Genomic DNA, 17,252 nt, shown 5'->3' with positions numbered 1-17,252 from the left:
ACCGAAATATGCAGGAGAAGGATAAAAAAAGGCCCCTGTTGAAATTGCAGGGGCCTGGTACGAGCAAGCATCATATTGGGCGACATGATGCAACGGTAAAATCAGCTGGCCTGATGGTGTGCAATGATTGCTTTCATTTCAGCAACCGCCGCCCCGTCTACCGCATAGCGAGAATACTCATCCGCCTGCGCATCCGAAGACATCGACAACCCCGAATTGCGATAACGCATTGGTGAAGCCAGCCATACTCCGGCAGAACTGTGGACTTCCTGCACCCCAGCATCAAGGAACAGGGACAAATTCGAGGCGCGAACCCCCGCTCCGGCCATAATGATTGGAGCACCAGGCTGCGTAATAAGTTCCATTATTTTTGTTAAACCTTGCGCCGCATCTGATTTTTGCCCGGAGGTGAGTACTCTGGCGATGCCCAAATCAGCTAATTTTTTAAGCGTATTGAGTGGGTTAGCACACATATCAAAGGCACGATGAAAAGTGACTTGCAGTGAACCGGCGGCGATCATTATTTTCTCCATGCGCGGCATATCGACATCGCCATCCGCATCTAAAATGCCGGTCACCAGCCCTGAGAACCCTAGTTCTCTGACCATCGCTATATCATCCAGCATTGCAGCGAATTCACCTTCGGTGTAACAAAAGTCGCCTCCACGTGGACGAATAATGGGATTGACGGGAATCGAAATGTGCTGGCGAACAGAACGCAAGACGCCCAGCGAAGGCGTTAAGCCCCCTTCTTTGGGTGCCGAGCAAAGCTCAATACGATCCGCGCCGTTTTGCTGCGCCGTGCGCGCGCACTCCATGCTGTAACAGCAGATTTCCAGTATAGTCATGCTCACTCCTGACGTTCGCTTGCCACAATGGTTTCAATCGACCACGGGTGGAATTTTATCGTCACGCTACCATCGCTAACCGCCAGCGTCGGATTCGGTAAACGTTCACGTTCTCCTTTTGGCGAGCTGGTTTTCACAAATATACCAGGTTGACTCAGACCGTGATCGGAAAGCAACGCCAGCGCTCGCGCATTCAGCGTTTGTGCCTCACCCGGCAGAACAATTTCAATATGTTCCCAGCCTTCATGTGGGTAACGTTTTTCGCCCGGCCACGGCAGTTCGACGATGGAAAATTGCCAATGTTGCACACAAACCGGCTCATACAGTTTAAAAAGACAAATAGGTCTGCCGTTAATGATGTTTTCTGACAACAATTCACCGCACTGTTCAAACCCGCGACGCCAGCGTTCTGCAGTGGTATTTTGATGGCAACGCAAGGAAATGTGATCGGCTTCCAGGCCTGTGATATCCAGCCCAAGACGGATAGAAAGTTCCGTTAATGCCTGCGTGAAATGCGGTAAATCTGCAGAAATATCCTGTAGTTCTGCAACGGTTTGCCAGTTCGCCATATTAAAAGCTCATATCCATGTTCAAAGTCGCTAATTTACTCTGTTGCGCTGCGCCATCCAACCGCTGTTTTCTCCGAACACATCATGGATAAATTTACGCCATTGCATGGTTTACATTTCAGGCTACTGGCGGTACACACAATGCTGACGGCAACGGGCATTTGCAGTATACTCCCGCCCTTAATTCTTAAACTGGTGCGGTGAATTTTAGGCCGCTTCATAAATGTAAGGTATTCCGGTGAATATTCAGGCTCTTCTCTCAGAAAAAGTCAGTCAGGCCATGATTGCTGCAGGCGCGCCTGCAGATTGCGAACCACAGGTTCGTCAGTCAGCAAAAGTACAGTTCGGCGACTATCAAGCTAACGGCATGATGGCTGTCGCTAAAAAACTGGGTATGGCGCCGCGACAACTGGCTGAGCAGGTGCTGACTCATCTGGATCTCAACGGGATTGCCAGCAAAGTTGAAATTGCAGGCCCGGGCTTTATCAACATTTTTCTCGACCCGGCATTTCTGGCGCAGCACGTTCAGCAGGCGCTGGCTTCCGATCGTCTGGGCGTCACCCAACCGGCTAAACAAACCGTTGTGGTTGACTACTCCGCGCCTAACGTAGCGAAAGAGATGCACGTTGGTCACCTGCGTTCCACCATCATCGGTGACGCGGCGGTGCGTACGCTGGAATTCCTTGGTCACAAGGTTATCCGCGCCAACCACGTCGGCGACTGGGGTACTCAGTTCGGTATGCTCATCGCATGGCTGGAAAAACAGCAGCAGGAAAATGCCGGAGAGATGGCGCTGGCTGACCTGGAAGGTTTCTACCGTGACGCGAAAAAACATTACGACGAAGATGAAGCCTTCGCGGAACGCGCCCGTAGTTATGTCGTGAAGCTGCAAGGCGGCGACGAATACTTCCGCGAGATGTGGCGTAAACTGGTCGACATTACCATGTCGCAGAACCAGTTAACCTACGATCGCCTCAACGTTACCCTGACCCGTGACGACGTCATGGGCGAGAGCCTGTACAACCCGATGCTGCCTGGCATCGTGGCCGATCTCAAAGCCAAAGGCCTGGCTGTTGAAAGCGAAGGCGCTACTGTCGTATTCCTTGATGAGTATAAAAACAAGGAAGGCGAACCGATGGGCGTTATCATTCAGAAGAAAGATGGCGGCTATCTCTACACCACAACCGACATCGCCTGTGCCAAGTATCGTTACGAAACCCTGCATGCCGATCGCGTACTGTATTACATCGACTCTCGTCAGCATCAGCACTTAATGCAGGCCTGGACCATCGTACGTAAAGCTGGTTATGTGCCGGATTCGGTGCCGCTGGAACACCACATGTTCGGTATGATGCTGGGCAAAGACGGTAAACCGTTCAAAACCCGCGCTGGCGGCACGGTTAAACTGGCCGATCTGCTGGATGAAGCGCTGGAGCGCGCACGTCGTCTGGTCGCGGAGAAGAACCCGAACATGCCTGCCGATGAGCTGGAAAAGCTGGCAAATGCGGTCGGTATCGGTGCGGTGAAATACGCGGATCTGTCCAAAAACCGTACCACCGACTACATCTTCGACTGGGACAACATGCTGGCATTCGAAGGCAATACCGCGCCGTACATGCAGTATGCTTATACCCGCGTACTATCCGTATTCCGTAAAGCGGATATCGACGAAAGCGCGCTGGCAAATGCGCAGGTGATTATCAACGAAGATCGCGAGGCTCAGCTGGCGGCGCGTCTACTGCAGTTTGAAGAAACACTGACCGTCGTTGCACGTGAAGGTACACCGCACGTGATGTGTGCTTACCTGTACGACGTTGCCGGGCTGTTCTCCGGCTTCTACGAGTACTGCCCTATCCTCAGCGCTGAAAACGAAGAGATTCGTAACAGCCGGCTGAAACTGGCACAGCTGACGGCGAAAACCCTGAAGCTTGGTCTGGATACACTGGGTATCGAAACCGTAGAACGTATGTAATTACCTCAAGTAATGTGGAAGCCCGCGCTATGTCGCGGGCTTTTTTATTTTCCCTGACCCGTACTCATGGCAGCGCAATCAGGCCTAGGAGAAGCGGCGACGTTCACTGTAATTTGTAACAGCCCACAAGGAATGACACATTTCCCTAGAGATATGGAACATTTTTTGCCTGTCATCCCGTTTAAGCCTCCGTATCATTAGGCGGCGAATTAATCGGGTACGGGTCAATGACATTCAGAGATTTTGAGGCAGAAGAAAAACTCTTTCAGCGGCGTGTGTTGGTGGCCTTTGGCCTGGTGGTCATCTGTTTTGGCATCCTGATTTACAATCTGTATAACTTACAAATCTGTCAGCACCAGTATTACACCACCCGGTCGAATGCAAACGACATCAAAATGCTACCCGTCGCCCCCACACGTGGCATGATTTACGATCGCAACGGCATCCCGCTGGTGTGCAACGTCACCTGGTACGATATTTCCGTTACGCCTTATAAAATCAGCGATATGAATGCGTTGATCCAGCAGCTCACGCCCATCGTTGACCTCACTCCTGATGATATTGATCAGTTTCGCCATGAGCTAAAAGCCAGCAGCCGCTATCGTCCGGTCGTGCTAAAAAATGCGCTTACCGATGTGGAAATCGCCCGTTTCTCGGTAAACCAGTTTCATTTTAGCGGCGTAAACATTAATAGCTACGAAGACCGCCAGTATCCCTATGGCGCGGCGCTGGCACATGTCCTTGGCTATGTTTCAAAAATCAATGACAACGACCTGAAAGCACTGGATCAAAAGGGTCAGGCTGAGAACTACGCCGCCGATCACAATATCGGTAAGCAAGGTATTGAGCGCTATTACGAAAATGAACTGCATGGAAAGACCGGTTATCAGGAGGTGGAAGTAGATAACCACGGACGCATCGTACGCCTGATCAAAGATGTGCCGCCCGTTGCCGGTAAAGATATCCATCTGACGCTGGATTTACATTTACAGCAATATATTGAGAGCTTGTTGGCTGGCCAGCGTGCCGCCGTTTTGGTTGAAGATCCACACGACGGTTCTGTACTGGCGATGGTCTCAAACCCCAGCTATGACCCTAATCCGTTTGTCAAAGGCATTAGCTATCAGGACTATAACAAGCTACTCCAGGATAAAGACCTGCCATTAATCAACCGCGTCACACAGGGATTGTACCCCCCCGCTTCAACAGTCAAACCGTATATGGCGATGTCAGCATTACTAAACGGTGTGATCACGCCGCAGACCAGTTTCTTCGGTGCTCCTACCTGGACGCTACCCGGCACCGAGCGACATTACCGTGACTGGAAAAAAACAGGCCACGGTATGCTGGATGTCACCAAAGCGATAGAAGAGTCTGCCGATACGTTCTTCTATCAGGTAGCGTATATGATGGGGATCGACCGGATTAACAGCATGCTCAGCCAGTTTGGTTACGGTAAACCGACCGGTATCGATCTTGATGAGGAGTATAACGGCCTGCTCCCGAGCCGTGAATGGAAGCAAAAAGTGCATAAAAAAGCCTGGTATCAGGGGGATACTATCTCAGTTGGCATCGGCCAGGGCTACTGGATTGCCACTCCTATCCAGATGGTCAAAGCCATGGTCGCACTGATTAACAACGGCAAGGTTATCGTCCCTCACCTGCTACTCGATGAAGAAAATGGCAAAACCTTCACGCCGTATCAGGCTCCAGAAGCACCGTCACAAATCGCCTCAGCCTCGTCACCCTACTGGGGACTGGTGCGTCAGGCGATGTTCGGCATGGCGAATGAACCAAATGGTACAGGTTATAAGTTCTTTCACACAGCACCTTACGGCATTGCGGCGAAAAGCGGCACCTCGCAGGTCTTTAGCCTGAAAGAAAATCAGACCTACAATGCGAAGATGATCCCTGTCCGCTTGCGCGACCACGTGTTCTATACCGCATTTGCGCCCTATAAGAACCCGAAGGTCGCGGTGGCGTTAATTCTGGAAAACGGCGGCAGCGATGGTGTCACCGCCGCGCCGGTTATGCGTCAAATCATGGATCATCTCTTTGCCCCGCAGGACAACACGGTACACACAGTGACGACTCAACCATCAGGTCCGATAGCGTTAGCGCCATCGAATACCGATATCAAAAATACTTACGCAAGTATTCGGTAAGACACAGCATCGCCATCGCTTGTCCGTAAGGCATAGAAGTCCGAGGGATGTTGCGGTAGAAATCGAGATTGTGTCCCATCCCGGTGCCAAACGAGGTGTGCAGCAGTTCACCTTCCGGTGAAATATGCTGCACAATGCCACGAATGGCTTTTTCGGCCACCAGCGTATACTCTTGCCCAACATAGCGTTTACGTACAGCTTTGAGGATCCCATAAGCAAATCCGGCAGTTGCCGATGCTTCCAGATACGACTGCGGGTCGTCCAGCAAGGTATGCCACAACCCACTTTCATCCTGGCATTTCGCCAGCGCCGCGATTTGTGCGTTCAGGACCTGTACCAGATAGCGGTGAACGGCATTGTTTTCTGGTAAATCAAGTAATTCGAGAAAGTCCGGGATCACGATAGTTAACCAACTGTTGCCACGCGCCCAGCGGGCATTGGCAAAGTTATGATTTCCTTCATAGCTCCAGCCGTGGAACCACAGCCCCGTGTCTTTATCCATCAGGTTTTGCACGTGCAGCAGGAACTGATACGTTGCCTCTTCGATGTAGTCAGGGCGATTGAGTAACTTGCCAATCTTCGCCAGCGGTAGAACCGTCATCATCAGCGTGTCATCCCACATCTGCTGGTGGTTTTCTTCCGCCAGCGTAATGTGTTGCATACCGCCGAACTCGGTACGCGGCATCTCATGCATTGCCCACTCAGCCCAGCTGTCGAGCCACGGTAGATACGCTGGATTACGCGTCTCTTCATAGCGATACGCCAACGTTAAAAATGGCGCCATGGTGTTAACGTTTTTGGTGGTTGCACCTTCAGCAAAGCGATCGGCAAACCAGCTATCGATGATATCGCGTATCGTTTCATCGCCGGTTTGCAGATAGTACTGATACATCCCGTACAAGCCGACGCCGTGCGTCCACTCCCATCCAGCCCAGCCTTTGGTATCAATTACGCGTCCATCGTCCAGACGCAGCAAGAACTCACCAGTTTCGTCATGAATATTGACCAGGTTATGCGTCACCTTTTTGATCAGCGTTTTTAATTCATCCCTGGCAATAAAATGTTCTGGCTGGCGCAACAACGGGCTATGTTTAACCGGGTAAACAATCATTTACTTAACCTCTGTCAATGTCGGATTCAATGCTGTGACCTGCCCCTGTTGCGGCGCAGCAGCTGTATTTGGGAGGCCCCGCAATCCTCGCTTTGACAATGGGCATCCTTATAGGGGCACAGTAAAAGCAAACAGGAAGCGAAACCTTTCTATTTCTGCCAGAAGGATTCGTGAAATGGCAACAATACAAAGAGTCCGGCAACGTACGTCACCTATTTTATAAAACTGCGTTTCTATTTAATTGAATGAGAGGCTGGAATGTTGAAACAACCAGCAGTTTCAACTGCTGGTCTGAATGACGGAGGGTGTTAACGGTAGTTCACAATCACCTGATTGCTCTGAATGCGTAACGCGGGGATCAGGCGACCACCGCCGGGGACTTCCCAGACAAAATGCATCGGTTCAATGGCCGGAACATTATTGAACCCGTTGGTGGTCCCACTTTGCCCGTCCAGCTCGACACAACGGGACTGAGAACATAAACGCACCCGCAGACCTGCGGGCGTGGGGCCATTCAGCTCATAGCGCCAGGCTACCAGCGTCATTAAGCCTGAGACCGGCTGGCCAGGAACCAAAGGCGCAGACGAGGCTGACTGGCCACGGTAATTTAAGGTGATCCCCATACCGCTTGCCTGCCAGGCCCCTTCTCCGGCGGCCTGCGCCACCAGAGGAAAAAACAACAACCACAGTAACTTGCGCATTATTTACCTCCAATGGTCGCCGTCATGCGGATATGGCGGTTATCGGAAAGCTCCATGTTCGATAACACCACCAACTGCGGGATGCTGCGACGTAAAAACCGCGCCAGCAGCGGACGCAACGCGTGATTAACCAGCAAGACCGGCGGCGCGCCCAACATTTCCTGCCGGGACAGCGCTTCCTGTGTTTGGGCCAGCAGGCGGTCTGCAAGCCCAGGCTCCAGGCCTCCCCCCCCCTGCAGCGCTTGCAGCAGCAAACGCTCGAGCGGAGTATCAAGACCGATAACCTGAACCTCTTCATTACCCGGGAACCACTGCTGAGTGATGGCGCGTCCCAACGCAACACGGACGACCGCGGTAAGCTCATGCGGATCGTTTTGCAGCGGCGCATGTTCCGCTAGCGTTTCAAGAATGGTGCGCATATCACGAATCGGTACTTTCTCGTCCAGTAAGTTCTGCAGCACTTTATGCAGCGTGGTGAGCGTCACAACGCCCGGCACCAGATCTTCCGTCAGCTTTGGCATTTCCTGCGACACTCGATCCAGTAACTGCTGCGCTTCCTGACGGCCAAACAGCTCAGCGGCGAACTGGCCAATCAGGTGATTTAGATGCGTAGCAACAACAGTACTGGCTTCAACCACCGTAAAGCCCTGAATCTGCGCCTGTTCCTTCAATGCGCTTTCAATCCAGATAGCGTCCAGTCCGAAAGCCGGATCGACCGTTTTCTCGCCCGGCAGCGACCCGGCAGCAGTACCCGGGTTAATGGCCAGCCAGCGTCCCGGATAGGCGTCACCGCTGCCAATTTCTACCCCTTTCATCAAAATTCGATAGCGGGCCGGCTGCAGATCCATATTGTCACGGATGTGTACCACCGGCGGCAGGAAGCCCATATCCTGAGCAAATTTCTTACGAATACTGCGAATTCGCCCCAGTAACTCGCCATCCTGCTGAAAGTCCACCATTGGGATCAGGCGATAACCTACCTCCATTCCCAGCGAATCTTCCAACTGCACGTCGTTCCACGTGGCTTCCACCACGGAGTTGTTTTCCGGCATTTTCACCGGCTGCGGTTCATCTGGCGCTTTTTGCTCACGACCGCGCATCCACCAGGCCAGGCCCAGCAATGCGGCAGTAAACATCAGAAACACCAGGTTCGGCATGCCCGGAACCAGGCCCAAAAGTCCAAGTACCGCCGCACTGAGCAACATGACACTAGGATTGCTGAACAGTTGGGTCACCATCTGTTCGCCTACGTCCTGGTCGGTACTCACGCGGGTCACGATAACGCCCGCCGCGGTAGAGATAACCAGCGCAGGAATTTGTGCCACCAGCCCGTCACCGATGGTCAGCAGGGTATAACTTTCCGCAGCGCTGCCCATGCTCATACCATGCTGCAACACCCCAACTAACAGACCGCCGACTACGTTGATCACCATGATCAAAATACCGGCAATGGCGTCTCCACGGACGAATTTACTCGCACCGTCCATTGAGCCGTAAAAATCCGCTTCCTGGGTCACTTCCGAGCGTCGTTTTTTAGCTTCATCTTCGCCAATCAGACCGGCATTCAAATCCGCATCAATCGCCATCTGCTTGCCGGGCATACCATCCAGCACGAAGCGCGCGCCAACCTCGGCGATACGCCCTGCACCTTTGGTGATTACCATAAAGTTAATGATGACGAGAATCACGAAGACCACGATGCCGATCGCAAAGTTACCGCCCACCAGGAAGTGACCAAAAGCTTCAACCACCTTCCCCGCCGCCGCCGCGCCGGTGTGTCCTTCCATCAAAATGATACGGGTCGACGCAACGTTCAGCGCCAGGCGTAATAATGTGGTAAACAGCAAAATCGTCGGGAATGCGGCAAATTCCAGCGTACGCTGGGTGAACATCGCCACCAGCAGCACCATGATCGACAGCGCAATGTTAAATGTGAACAGCAAATCGAGGACGAAAGCCGGCAGCGGCAGCACCATCATCGACAGGATCAGCAGGATGAGGATCGGTCCGGCAAGGATTTGCCATTGCGTGGATTTCAGGTTGCTGGGCAGGCGCAGCATCGCGACCAGATTAGCCATCAGTATTCTTCTCGTTCATGAAATCCAGTGCTTCAGGCACCGGAAGGTTTTCAGGTTGTGGTGGACGTTTGCCGCCAGCCAGACGCCAGCGTTTTAGCTGCCATACCCATGCCAGCACTTCGGCAACGGCGGCATATAATTGACCCGGTATTTGCTGACCAATTTCAGCATGGCGATAGAGCGCACGCGCCAGTGGCGGCGCTTCTAACGTAGGGACACGGTGCTCTGCGCCAATTTCACGAATGCGCAGCGCAACCAGCCCGGCCCCCTTAGCGACAACTTTCGGCGCACTCATTTTGTTCTCGTCATACTTCAACGCCACTGAGTAGTGCGTAGGGTTAGTGACAATAACGTCTGCTTTTGGTACATCCGCCATCATGCGACGCTGAGCGGCCGCGCGCTGCATTTGGCGAATTTTGCCCTTAACGTGCGGGTCACCTTCGCTTTGCTTAAATTCGTCACGGATATCCTGGCGCGACATGCGCAGCTTTTTCAGATGGCTGTAGATCTGGAAAAAAACGTCGAATCCCACCATCGGAATGACGCCAAGCACCACCAACAACGCGCACATGCCGACTAAATCCAGGGCGTTGCCCATCGCCGTAATCGGAGATTCCGCCATCAGCCGCATCATCTCTGGCCACTTGTGCCAGAGATAAAACCCGGCCACGCTGCCCACTAACGTCGACTTCAGTATCGCTTTGAGCAGTTCTGCGCCGGTTTGCGCGGAAAACATGCGCTTAATGCCCGGCAACGGATTCAGCTTAGAGAATTTGGGTTGCAGGGATTTACCGCTGAAAATCAAGCCGCCAAGCATCACCGGGGAGATTAATGCCACCAGAACGACGCCGGTAATCAACGGCAACAGCGCAATCATCGCGTCTTTAATCAGCAGGATGATTTGGCTGAGGATCAGGTTTGGATCGTTGACCATACTGTGGTCAAAACGTAATCCGGCCGACAGCATACCGGCCAGCCGGCGGGCAAGCGACTCCCCGCCAATCCAGATAATACACACGCCCACCAGCAAAATAAGTAGTGAGGTTAGCTCTTTGGATCGGGGGATCTGCCCTTCTTCCCGCGCTTTTTCAAGTCGGTGGGGTGTGGGGGCTTCTGTTTTGTCGTCGTCGCTTTCTTCTGCCACGCATCAGACCCTGGATAGAGATATAGGCGAGAATGATGCCAGAACAGCTATCCAGCAATGGGAAGAGTAAGCGGTAAAAAAGACGGGATTTATGGCTTTAAGCAGAATTGCGCGTAAGCCGGATGAGAGGCCCACGCCTCACATCCGGCAAATACTCATCAGAACCCGAGGCTATCCAGCAGGTCGTCAACCTGATCCTGGCTTGCCACTACGCCAGCTTTCGAGGCGTCAACCTGCGGGCCGTTCAGCAAGCTTTCGTTTTCACGTTTAGGACGAGCGCCCTGTTCCGGTATGTTTTCCAACAGAACCATCAACAGCTGACGTTCAATTTCCTGGATAACATCCATCATGCGCTTGATGACCTGTCCGGTGAGATCCTGGAAATCCTGCGCCATCATGATGTCCAGCAACTGGGCATTGGTAAAGCTGGTATGTCCGGGCACATCACCAAGGAACTGACGGGTATCGGTGACCAGTTCACGAGCGTCTGACAGTTCGATCGGATTTTCGAACCATTCATCCCAGCGTTTGGTCAGGTCTTTGGCCCCTTTTTCCATCGCGTCCTGGTGCGGCTGCGAAGCTTCGACGCTGTTCAGCGCGCGCTCTGCCGCCTGAGCGGTCATCTGTACAACGTAATCGAGACGATCGCGGGCATCGGGAATTGCTTCTGCCGCTTCGGCAATAGCCTGATCCAGCCCCAGTTCACGCAGGCTGTCGCGCAGCATTCGGGTCAAACTGCCGATGCGCGCGATGATGTCCCCTGCAGAGTGTTCGTCAGCAGGTTTAATTTGTGGTTGCATCATCATCACACCCTCACATGCCCAGTTTCTCAAAGATTTTATTCAGTTTTTCTTCCAGCGTCGCCGCCGTGAACGGTTTCACGACATAGCCACTGGCGCCTGCCTGTGCCGCCGCAATGATGTTCTCTTTTTTCGCTTCTGCCGTGACCATCAGCACCGGCAGAGAAGCCATCCCACCATCTGCACGGATGGTTTTCAGCAGTTCCAGTCCATCCATGTTCGGCATGTTCCAGTCAGAAATAACAAAACCGAATCCCCCTGCCTGCAGCTTATTCAGCGCATCCACGCCATCTTCAGCCTCTTCAACATTGTTGAATCCCAGCTCTTTAAGCAGGTTACGCACGATGCGACGCATGGTGGAAAAGTCATCCACAACCAAAAACTTAAGCTCTTTATCCGCCATAAAAATAAACTCCTGATTCAAATACGTATTGCCTGTCCGGCACTAATTTTCACCAGCATTTGCTGGCTCACCTGGCTAAGATCGACCACTTCGCTTACGCCACCCATATTGATGGCCTCGCGCGGCATGCCGAACACCACACAACTTGCTTCGTTTTGCGCAATGGTCCAGGCACCCGCCTGGTTCATCGCTAACATTCCGGCTGCACCATCGTTGCCCATACCGGTCAGGATCACCCCAACGGCATTACGCCCCGCATGTTTCGCCACCGAATGAAACAGCACATCCACTGAGGGCCGGTGCCGGTTAACCGGCGGACCGTCATGAATTTTGATTTGATAGTTCGCGCCGCTGCGCGCCAGCTCCATATGCTTGTCGCCAGGCGCGATATACGCATGCCCAGGGAGAACGCGCTCTCCGTCCTCTGCCTCTTTCACGGTAATCTGACACAGTTTGTTCAGACGTTCGGCGAACGAACGGGTAAATCCTGGCGGCATATGCTGGGTAATAAGAATACCGGGACTTGAAAGCGGCAATGGCTGGAGTACATGGCGAATTGCCTCTGTTCCTCCGGTTGAGGCGCCGATGACCAGCAGTTTTTCTGAACTGAGTAATGGCCCCGTTTTCAAGGTCGTCGGTGCCGCCAAGGGTTTGTGGGCGGCCAGTTTTGCCCGCGATGCGGTGCGGATTTTCTCCGCAATCATCTCGCTATACGCCAGCATGCCTTCGCGGATCCCCAACTGAGGCTTGGTGACAAAGTCAATCGCCCCCAGTTCCAGGGCCCGCAGCGTGACCTCAGAACCTTTACCGGTCAGTGAAGAAACCATAACCACCGGCATCGGACGCAGGCGCATCAACTTCTCAAGGAAATCGAGGCCGTCCATGCGCGGCATTTCCACGTCCAGCGTCAGGACGTCGGGATTGTATTTTTTGATTAAATCCCGGGCGACCAACGGATCCGGCGCCGTCGCCACCATTTCCATATCACTGTGGCTGTTAATAATTTCGGTCATGATTTGACGCATCAATGCAGAATCATCTACCGACAACACCCTGATTTTACTCATGCTTTATCCTTACCTGGCGCATGCGCATACACGGTCTGTCCACGCAGGCTAAACTCGCGCACAAGGTTGCTAAAGTTTTCTGAATGACCTGCAAACAGCAGTCCGTCAGGTTTAAGAAGTGGAACAAAACGGTGCAAAATGTCCTGCTGCGTCGTTTTATCGAAATAGATCATCACGTTACGGCAAAATATGGCATCAAAAGGGCCTGGCACGTTGTACTGCTTATCCAGTAAATTGACGCTGGAAAATTCAACATGACCTGCCAGTTCCTGCCGAACGCGTACCAGCCCTTCATGCGGACCGGTACCGCGCATGAAATAACGCTGCAACTGCTGGGGTGACAGCGTCTTTAGCTCATCGAGGCGGTAAATGCCGTTTCTGGCCTTTTCCAGCACTTCGGTATCAATGTCGCTGGCAAAAACGCGCCAGCGGCCCGGTGCCATACCTAAGGTATCGGCAAGCGTAATCGCAATGCTGTAGGGCTCTTCTCCGGTTGATGCCGCCGCGCTCCAGACGCGGTACTCACCGCTGCGCCGACGAGCATGATCTGACAGCACCGGAAAATGATGCCCTTCGCGAAAAAATGCGGTCAGGTTGGTAGTCAGGGAGTTAATAAAAGCTTGCCACTCAGCACTGTTCTGGTTAGCTTCCAGCATGCTGAGATAGCGACCAAAGTCATCCAGCCCCAGGGTACGCAAACGGCGGACCAGGCGGTTATAAACCATGTCCCGCTTATGGTCGGCCAGTACGATCCCCGCACGCTGGTAGATTAATTGACATATCCGACGAAAATGCGCGTCAGACAGCGCGAGGCGCTGTGTCATCTGTAACAATAATGACGTTTGCCCGGTGGGCAGAGATGATGTCATAGCGCCTTCTCAATCACATTCAGAATACAACGGGCGCAACCTGCGGCTGCGCCAACTCTTGTTTTGCTACGGTTTGCTCTTCAAGCTTGAAAAATGCGACACAGGCGGAAAGATTATCGGCCTGTGTGGCGAGTTGTCCGGTGGCGGATGCGGCTTCTTCCACCAGCCCGGCGTTTTGCTGCGTCACTGAGTCCATCTGGCTGACGGCCTGCGCCACCTGCTCAATGCCTCTGCGCTGTTCATCGGATGCCGAGGCAATCTCGCCCATTATGTCGTTAACCCTGGTCACCGAACTGACAATTTCCGTCATCGTGCGCGACGCCATATCCACCAGTTGCGAGCCCTGATGCACCCGGGTGACTGACTCCTCAATGAGCCCCTTAATTTCTTTCGCCGCCTGCGCGCTACGGCTTGCCAGATTACGCACTTCACCAGCGACGACGGCAAAACCACGCCCTTGTTCCCCTGCCCTGGCGGCCTCGACCGCGGCATTCAACGCCAGGATATTGGTCTGGAAGGCAATGCTGTCAATCACGCCGATGATGTCGCCGATTTTCTGCGAACTGGCAGAAATCTCATGCATGGTGCTGGCAACCCGGGACGTCTGCTCGCCACCTTTATGCGCTGTGTCTGCCGCACTTTTGGCGATCCCTGACGCCTGGCGTGCGTTATCAGCGTTCTGGCCGACAGTGGCGGTAAGTTGTTCCATGCTGGCTGCCGTTTGCGCCAGCGCGGCCGCCTGCTGTTCGGTTCGCGAAGATAAATCGTTATTGCCCATCGCGATTTCTGAAATACCGCTATGCATGGCTGAGCTGCCCTGACGAACGTCATTTACTGTTTCGCGTAATGCCTTTTGCATCTTCTGCAGGCTGGCAAAAATGGCCGAGATCTCATTGCGCCCATAAACCGCTACTGGCCGTGCCAGATTCCCAGCGGCAATACTGTCGAAATGGCTGCCAATAATCGCCAGCGGCTGAACAATCATCTTGCGTGACCAGAACAGCGCACCGCTGGTGAGCAGTGCTGCCAGGACCACCATGGTGGCGAAAATCACCCCCGACATATGGTAATTGCGCTGACTCTGCTCTCCTGCCGTTTGCAACACGCGGTCGATGTTGCTCTGCCACGCATTCACATTCGCATCAAAAGCATCTTGAGCCGCCTGCACCGGCGCGGTCAGAAAATCTGACAGCTGATTGTTTTCAAGCCAGGTGGCCTGATGCGCGAGATCGCTGTGCCACTGGTTGAAACTTTTCTCCGTCGCGCTAAACAGCGCCTTGCCTTGTTCCGTCGAATCCGACGTCGCCATAAAGCGTTTAAACATCAATTCAGACTGCGCCAGGCTGTCGCGCGCAAGGGTCATCAGGGTTTTGATGTCCTCTGGCGGATAGCTCAGGGCGGTCAGCGTCCCTGCCTTATTAAGGGCCGTACTGGCCTGTAATAACACAGCGCGGGTTTGGGCCAGCGCAGCGCGTTGCTGATTACTCCGTTCGACCTGATTCAGGTTCTGAAAACCGTCCCGAAATGCCCAGAAGGACAAGCCATTACTGCCAATCTGCAAAACACCGCAGAGGATTAAAATCAAAAACAGCGTGGTCGAAATTCGAATACGATTAAACATCAACGCTCCCATCAGGCGGCACTGGCCGCGGTTTAACTGTCAGTCAAAATGTTTCCCAATTCGTATCTTGTTCAATGCTCTGGCGCGGATAGGAGGCGCTCGGCGCTGCAGGTAATCGTGTATCGCGTGGTTTTGTCGAGGCCGGACGTGATGCAAGACGGAAAGTCGATACCGACTGCGTCAGGCGACTGGCCTGTTCTTCAAGAGCGGCCGCTGCGGCAGCCGACTCCTGTACCAAAGAGGCGTTCTGCTGCGTAACGCGATCCATTTCAGAGACCGCGAGCGCAACCTGATCAATCCCCCGGCTTTGCTCGTCGGAGGCCGAGGCAATCTCACCCATGATATCGGTCACCCGCGTCACGGCATTGACGATGTCGTTCATCGTTTCCCCAGCGCTTTCTACCAGTACAGAACCGGTATCAACCCGGGAAACGGAATCTTCAATCAATGCTTTAATCTCTTTCGCCGCCTGCGCACTGCGGCTTGCCAGATTACGCACTTCGCCCGCCACCACGGCAAAGCCGCGGCCTTGCTCACCGGCGCGTGCAGCTTCAACCGCCGCGTTCAGTGCGAGAATGTTGGTCTGAAAGGCAATGCCATCGATGACGCTAATAATGTCGGCAATTTTCTTCGAGCTATCGGCAATTTCGTGCATGGTGTTCACCACGCTATCGACCACTTTGCCGCCATGCTGCGCGGTATCCGAGGCGCTTTTCGCCAGTTGCGAGGCCTGACGCGCGTTGTCCGCGTTTTGCTTCACGGTTGCGGTCAGCTGTTCCATGCTGGCTGCGGTTTCCTCCAGCGCTGACGCCTGCTGTTCCGTACGAGATGAGAGATCCGTGTTTCCGCTGGCAATTTCGCTGGTACCAGAATAAATCGCATCAGAGCCTTCACGCACCAGAGTGACGGTTTCCGTCAGCGAGCGCTGCATATGATCAACCGTACTGGCCAGCTCGCCGATTTCGTTACGACCACTAACGGCGAGAGTTGCGGTCAGGTTACCGCTGGCGATTTCCCGAATATGGGCAATAACACGGGACAGAGGATTAAGCAGGGTATGACGGATGCCGTACCAGACCACCACCAGAATCAGCACCAGCACCACGGCCAGCACGCCAAGCTGCCATTGGGCGAAATGGTAATCCCGCGCGCTTTGATCAAATGCCTGAACGTAAAGCTTTTCGCTAACGCTGGCGTACTTGCCCAGCGCCTCGCCGAGCGCGTTTTGCATTCCCTGCGTAGGCTGCGCAAAGTAGGCGTCCATATTGCCGCTTTCCAGAAACTGAACCAGTTCTGCCAAGGCCGCATGGTACTGCTGATATTTTTCCTCAATGTTGCCGCTGGCTTCTGCCATTTCCGGCAACGGTGTGATGTTTTTAAATTTTGCGTAATGCGTTTCAGCCTGCGCCAGCGATGCTTTCGCATTCTTCAGCAGATCGTTTTTGGCGCTGCTTTGCTGGTTAGACGCATCCATCATCATGCGCGCAGAAGAACGGCTTAAATTGATTCGTGTTTGCAGCATCAGATCCCATGTTGAGGTGAGTTCACTTTGCTGCTGTCGAAGATCGTTAGAAATAACAAAACTTTGCTGATTCTGCTGCAATGAAGAAAACAACAGACCACCGGAAACAAGCTGTAGCAGTGCGAAAACCCCCAGCACCATCATCAGCATTGTGACAACGCGGATACGGTTAAACATAAGGCACCTTCCTGAAAACGAGTTATCAACGTTATCGGCAGTGGCTGAGATAACTTTACGTTTGCAAAAAGGAAATCCTGAAGGGATGTGAAGCCTGGCGAGGGGAAGGTAAAACTGGTGTGCAGCAACTACAAATTATTCACATAAAAACACCATAATTATCATGCAAATAACATTCATACTCATCGGTGAGCACGGCCAGATT

At 53.3% G+C, this 17,252-nt stretch carries 14 protein-coding genes; 2 read left to right on the top strand and 12 right to left on the bottom strand.

The window, feature by feature from the left end:
• Positions 1–101 precede the first annotated feature (101 nt).
• Together cutC and OGV57_RS20290 are read right to left on the bottom strand one after the other, a co-directional pair.
• Complete coding sequence (gene cutC / locus OGV57_RS20295; protein WP_032936856.1) at positions 102–848, bottom strand: copper homeostasis protein CutC; 747 nt, start codon at positions 846–848, stop codon at positions 102–104.
• A gap of 2 nt (positions 849–850) precedes the next feature.
• Positions 851–1,417, bottom strand: coding sequence for a VOC family protein (locus OGV57_RS20290; RefSeq protein ID WP_054528507.1), 567 nt, complete (start codon positions 1,415–1,417; stop codon positions 851–853).
• Between the two features lie 238 nt (positions 1,418–1,655).
• Between OGV57_RS20290 and argS the strand changes: the two genes are divergently transcribed.
• Positions 1,656–3,389, top strand: a complete 1,734-nt coding sequence (gene argS, locus OGV57_RS20285; protein WP_054528508.1) for an arginine--tRNA ligase — start codon at positions 1,656–1,658, stop codon at positions 3,387–3,389.
• A gap of 227 nt (positions 3,390–3,616) precedes the next feature.
• Positions 3,617–5,554 (top strand): peptidoglycan DD-transpeptidase MrdA2, encoded by a 1,938-nt coding sequence (gene mrdA2, locus OGV57_RS20280; protein WP_054528509.1) that lies wholly within the window; start codon positions 3,617–3,619, stop codon positions 5,552–5,554.
• Here mrdA2 and bglB read toward each other — a convergent pair.
• The 10 genes from bglB to tar form a co-directional block, all read right to left on the bottom strand.
• Positions 5,526–6,665: a beta-galactosidase BglB gene (gene bglB, locus OGV57_RS20275; protein WP_003034669.1), complete on the bottom strand. Its 1,140-nt coding sequence runs from the start codon at positions 6,663–6,665 to the stop codon at positions 5,526–5,528. The genes mrdA2 and bglB overlap by 29 nt on opposite strands.
• Before the next feature lie 308 nt (positions 6,666–6,973).
• Positions 6,974–7,366 carry a flagellar protein FlhE gene (flhE, locus tag OGV57_RS20270; protein WP_046669985.1) on the bottom strand — a complete coding sequence of 131 codons (393 nt, stop codon included), beginning with the start codon at positions 7,364–7,366 and terminating at the stop codon, positions 6,974–6,976.
• Positions 7,366–9,444, bottom strand: coding sequence for a flagellar biosynthesis protein FlhA (gene flhA, locus OGV57_RS20265; protein WP_003034666.1), 2,079 nt, complete (start codon positions 9,442–9,444; stop codon positions 7,366–7,368). Before flhA ends, flhE begins: the two co-directional genes overlap by 1 nt.
• Positions 9,437–10,588: a flagellar biosynthesis protein FlhB gene (flhB, locus tag OGV57_RS20260; RefSeq protein ID WP_003034664.1), complete on the bottom strand. Its 1,152-nt coding sequence runs from the start codon at positions 10,586–10,588 to the stop codon at positions 9,437–9,439. Before flhB ends, flhA begins: the two co-directional genes overlap by 8 nt.
• A 158-nt stretch (positions 10,589–10,746) precedes the next feature.
• Positions 10,747–11,391, bottom strand: coding sequence for a protein phosphatase CheZ (cheZ, locus tag OGV57_RS20255; RefSeq protein WP_003034659.1), 645 nt, complete (start codon positions 11,389–11,391; stop codon positions 10,747–10,749).
• A 10-nt stretch (positions 11,392–11,401) separates the two neighbouring features.
• The gene (gene cheY, locus OGV57_RS20250) at positions 11,402–11,791 is read right to left on the bottom strand and encodes a chemotaxis response regulator CheY (RefSeq protein ID WP_003034656.1); all 390 of its coding nucleotides are present in this window, start codon (positions 11,789–11,791) and stop codon (positions 11,402–11,404) included.
• A gap of 17 nt (positions 11,792–11,808) precedes the next feature.
• Positions 11,809–12,858: a protein-glutamate methylesterase/protein-glutamine glutaminase gene (locus tag OGV57_RS20245; protein WP_003034651.1), complete on the bottom strand. Its 1,050-nt coding sequence runs from the start codon at positions 12,856–12,858 to the stop codon at positions 11,809–11,811.
• Entirely contained in the window at positions 12,855–13,727 is an 873-nt protein-coding gene (gene cheR / locus OGV57_RS20240) for a protein-glutamate O-methyltransferase CheR (RefSeq protein WP_003034649.1), read from the bottom strand. Before cheR ends, OGV57_RS20245 begins: the two co-directional genes overlap by 4 nt.
• Positions 13,728–13,746: 19 nt before the next feature.
• Positions 13,747–15,348 carry a methyl-accepting chemotaxis protein IV gene (tap, locus tag OGV57_RS20235; protein ID WP_054528510.1) on the bottom strand — a complete coding sequence of 534 codons (1,602 nt, stop codon included), beginning with the start codon at positions 15,346–15,348 and terminating at the stop codon, positions 13,747–13,749.
• Between the two features lie 43 nt (positions 15,349–15,391).
• Entirely contained in the window at positions 15,392–17,047 is a 1,656-nt protein-coding gene (tar, locus tag OGV57_RS20230; protein WP_032936849.1) for a methyl-accepting chemotaxis protein II, read from the bottom strand.
• Positions 17,048–17,252: the final 205 nt, after the last annotated feature.

The organism is Citrobacter sp. Cf087 (assembly GCF_030334285.1).
In the GTDB taxonomy this organism is placed as follows: Bacteria; Pseudomonadota; Gammaproteobacteria; order Enterobacterales; family Enterobacteriaceae; genus Citrobacter; species Citrobacter freundii.
Note: the sequence above shows the minus strand (reverse complement) of the source record. Positions and strands in the feature narration are given on the sequence as shown.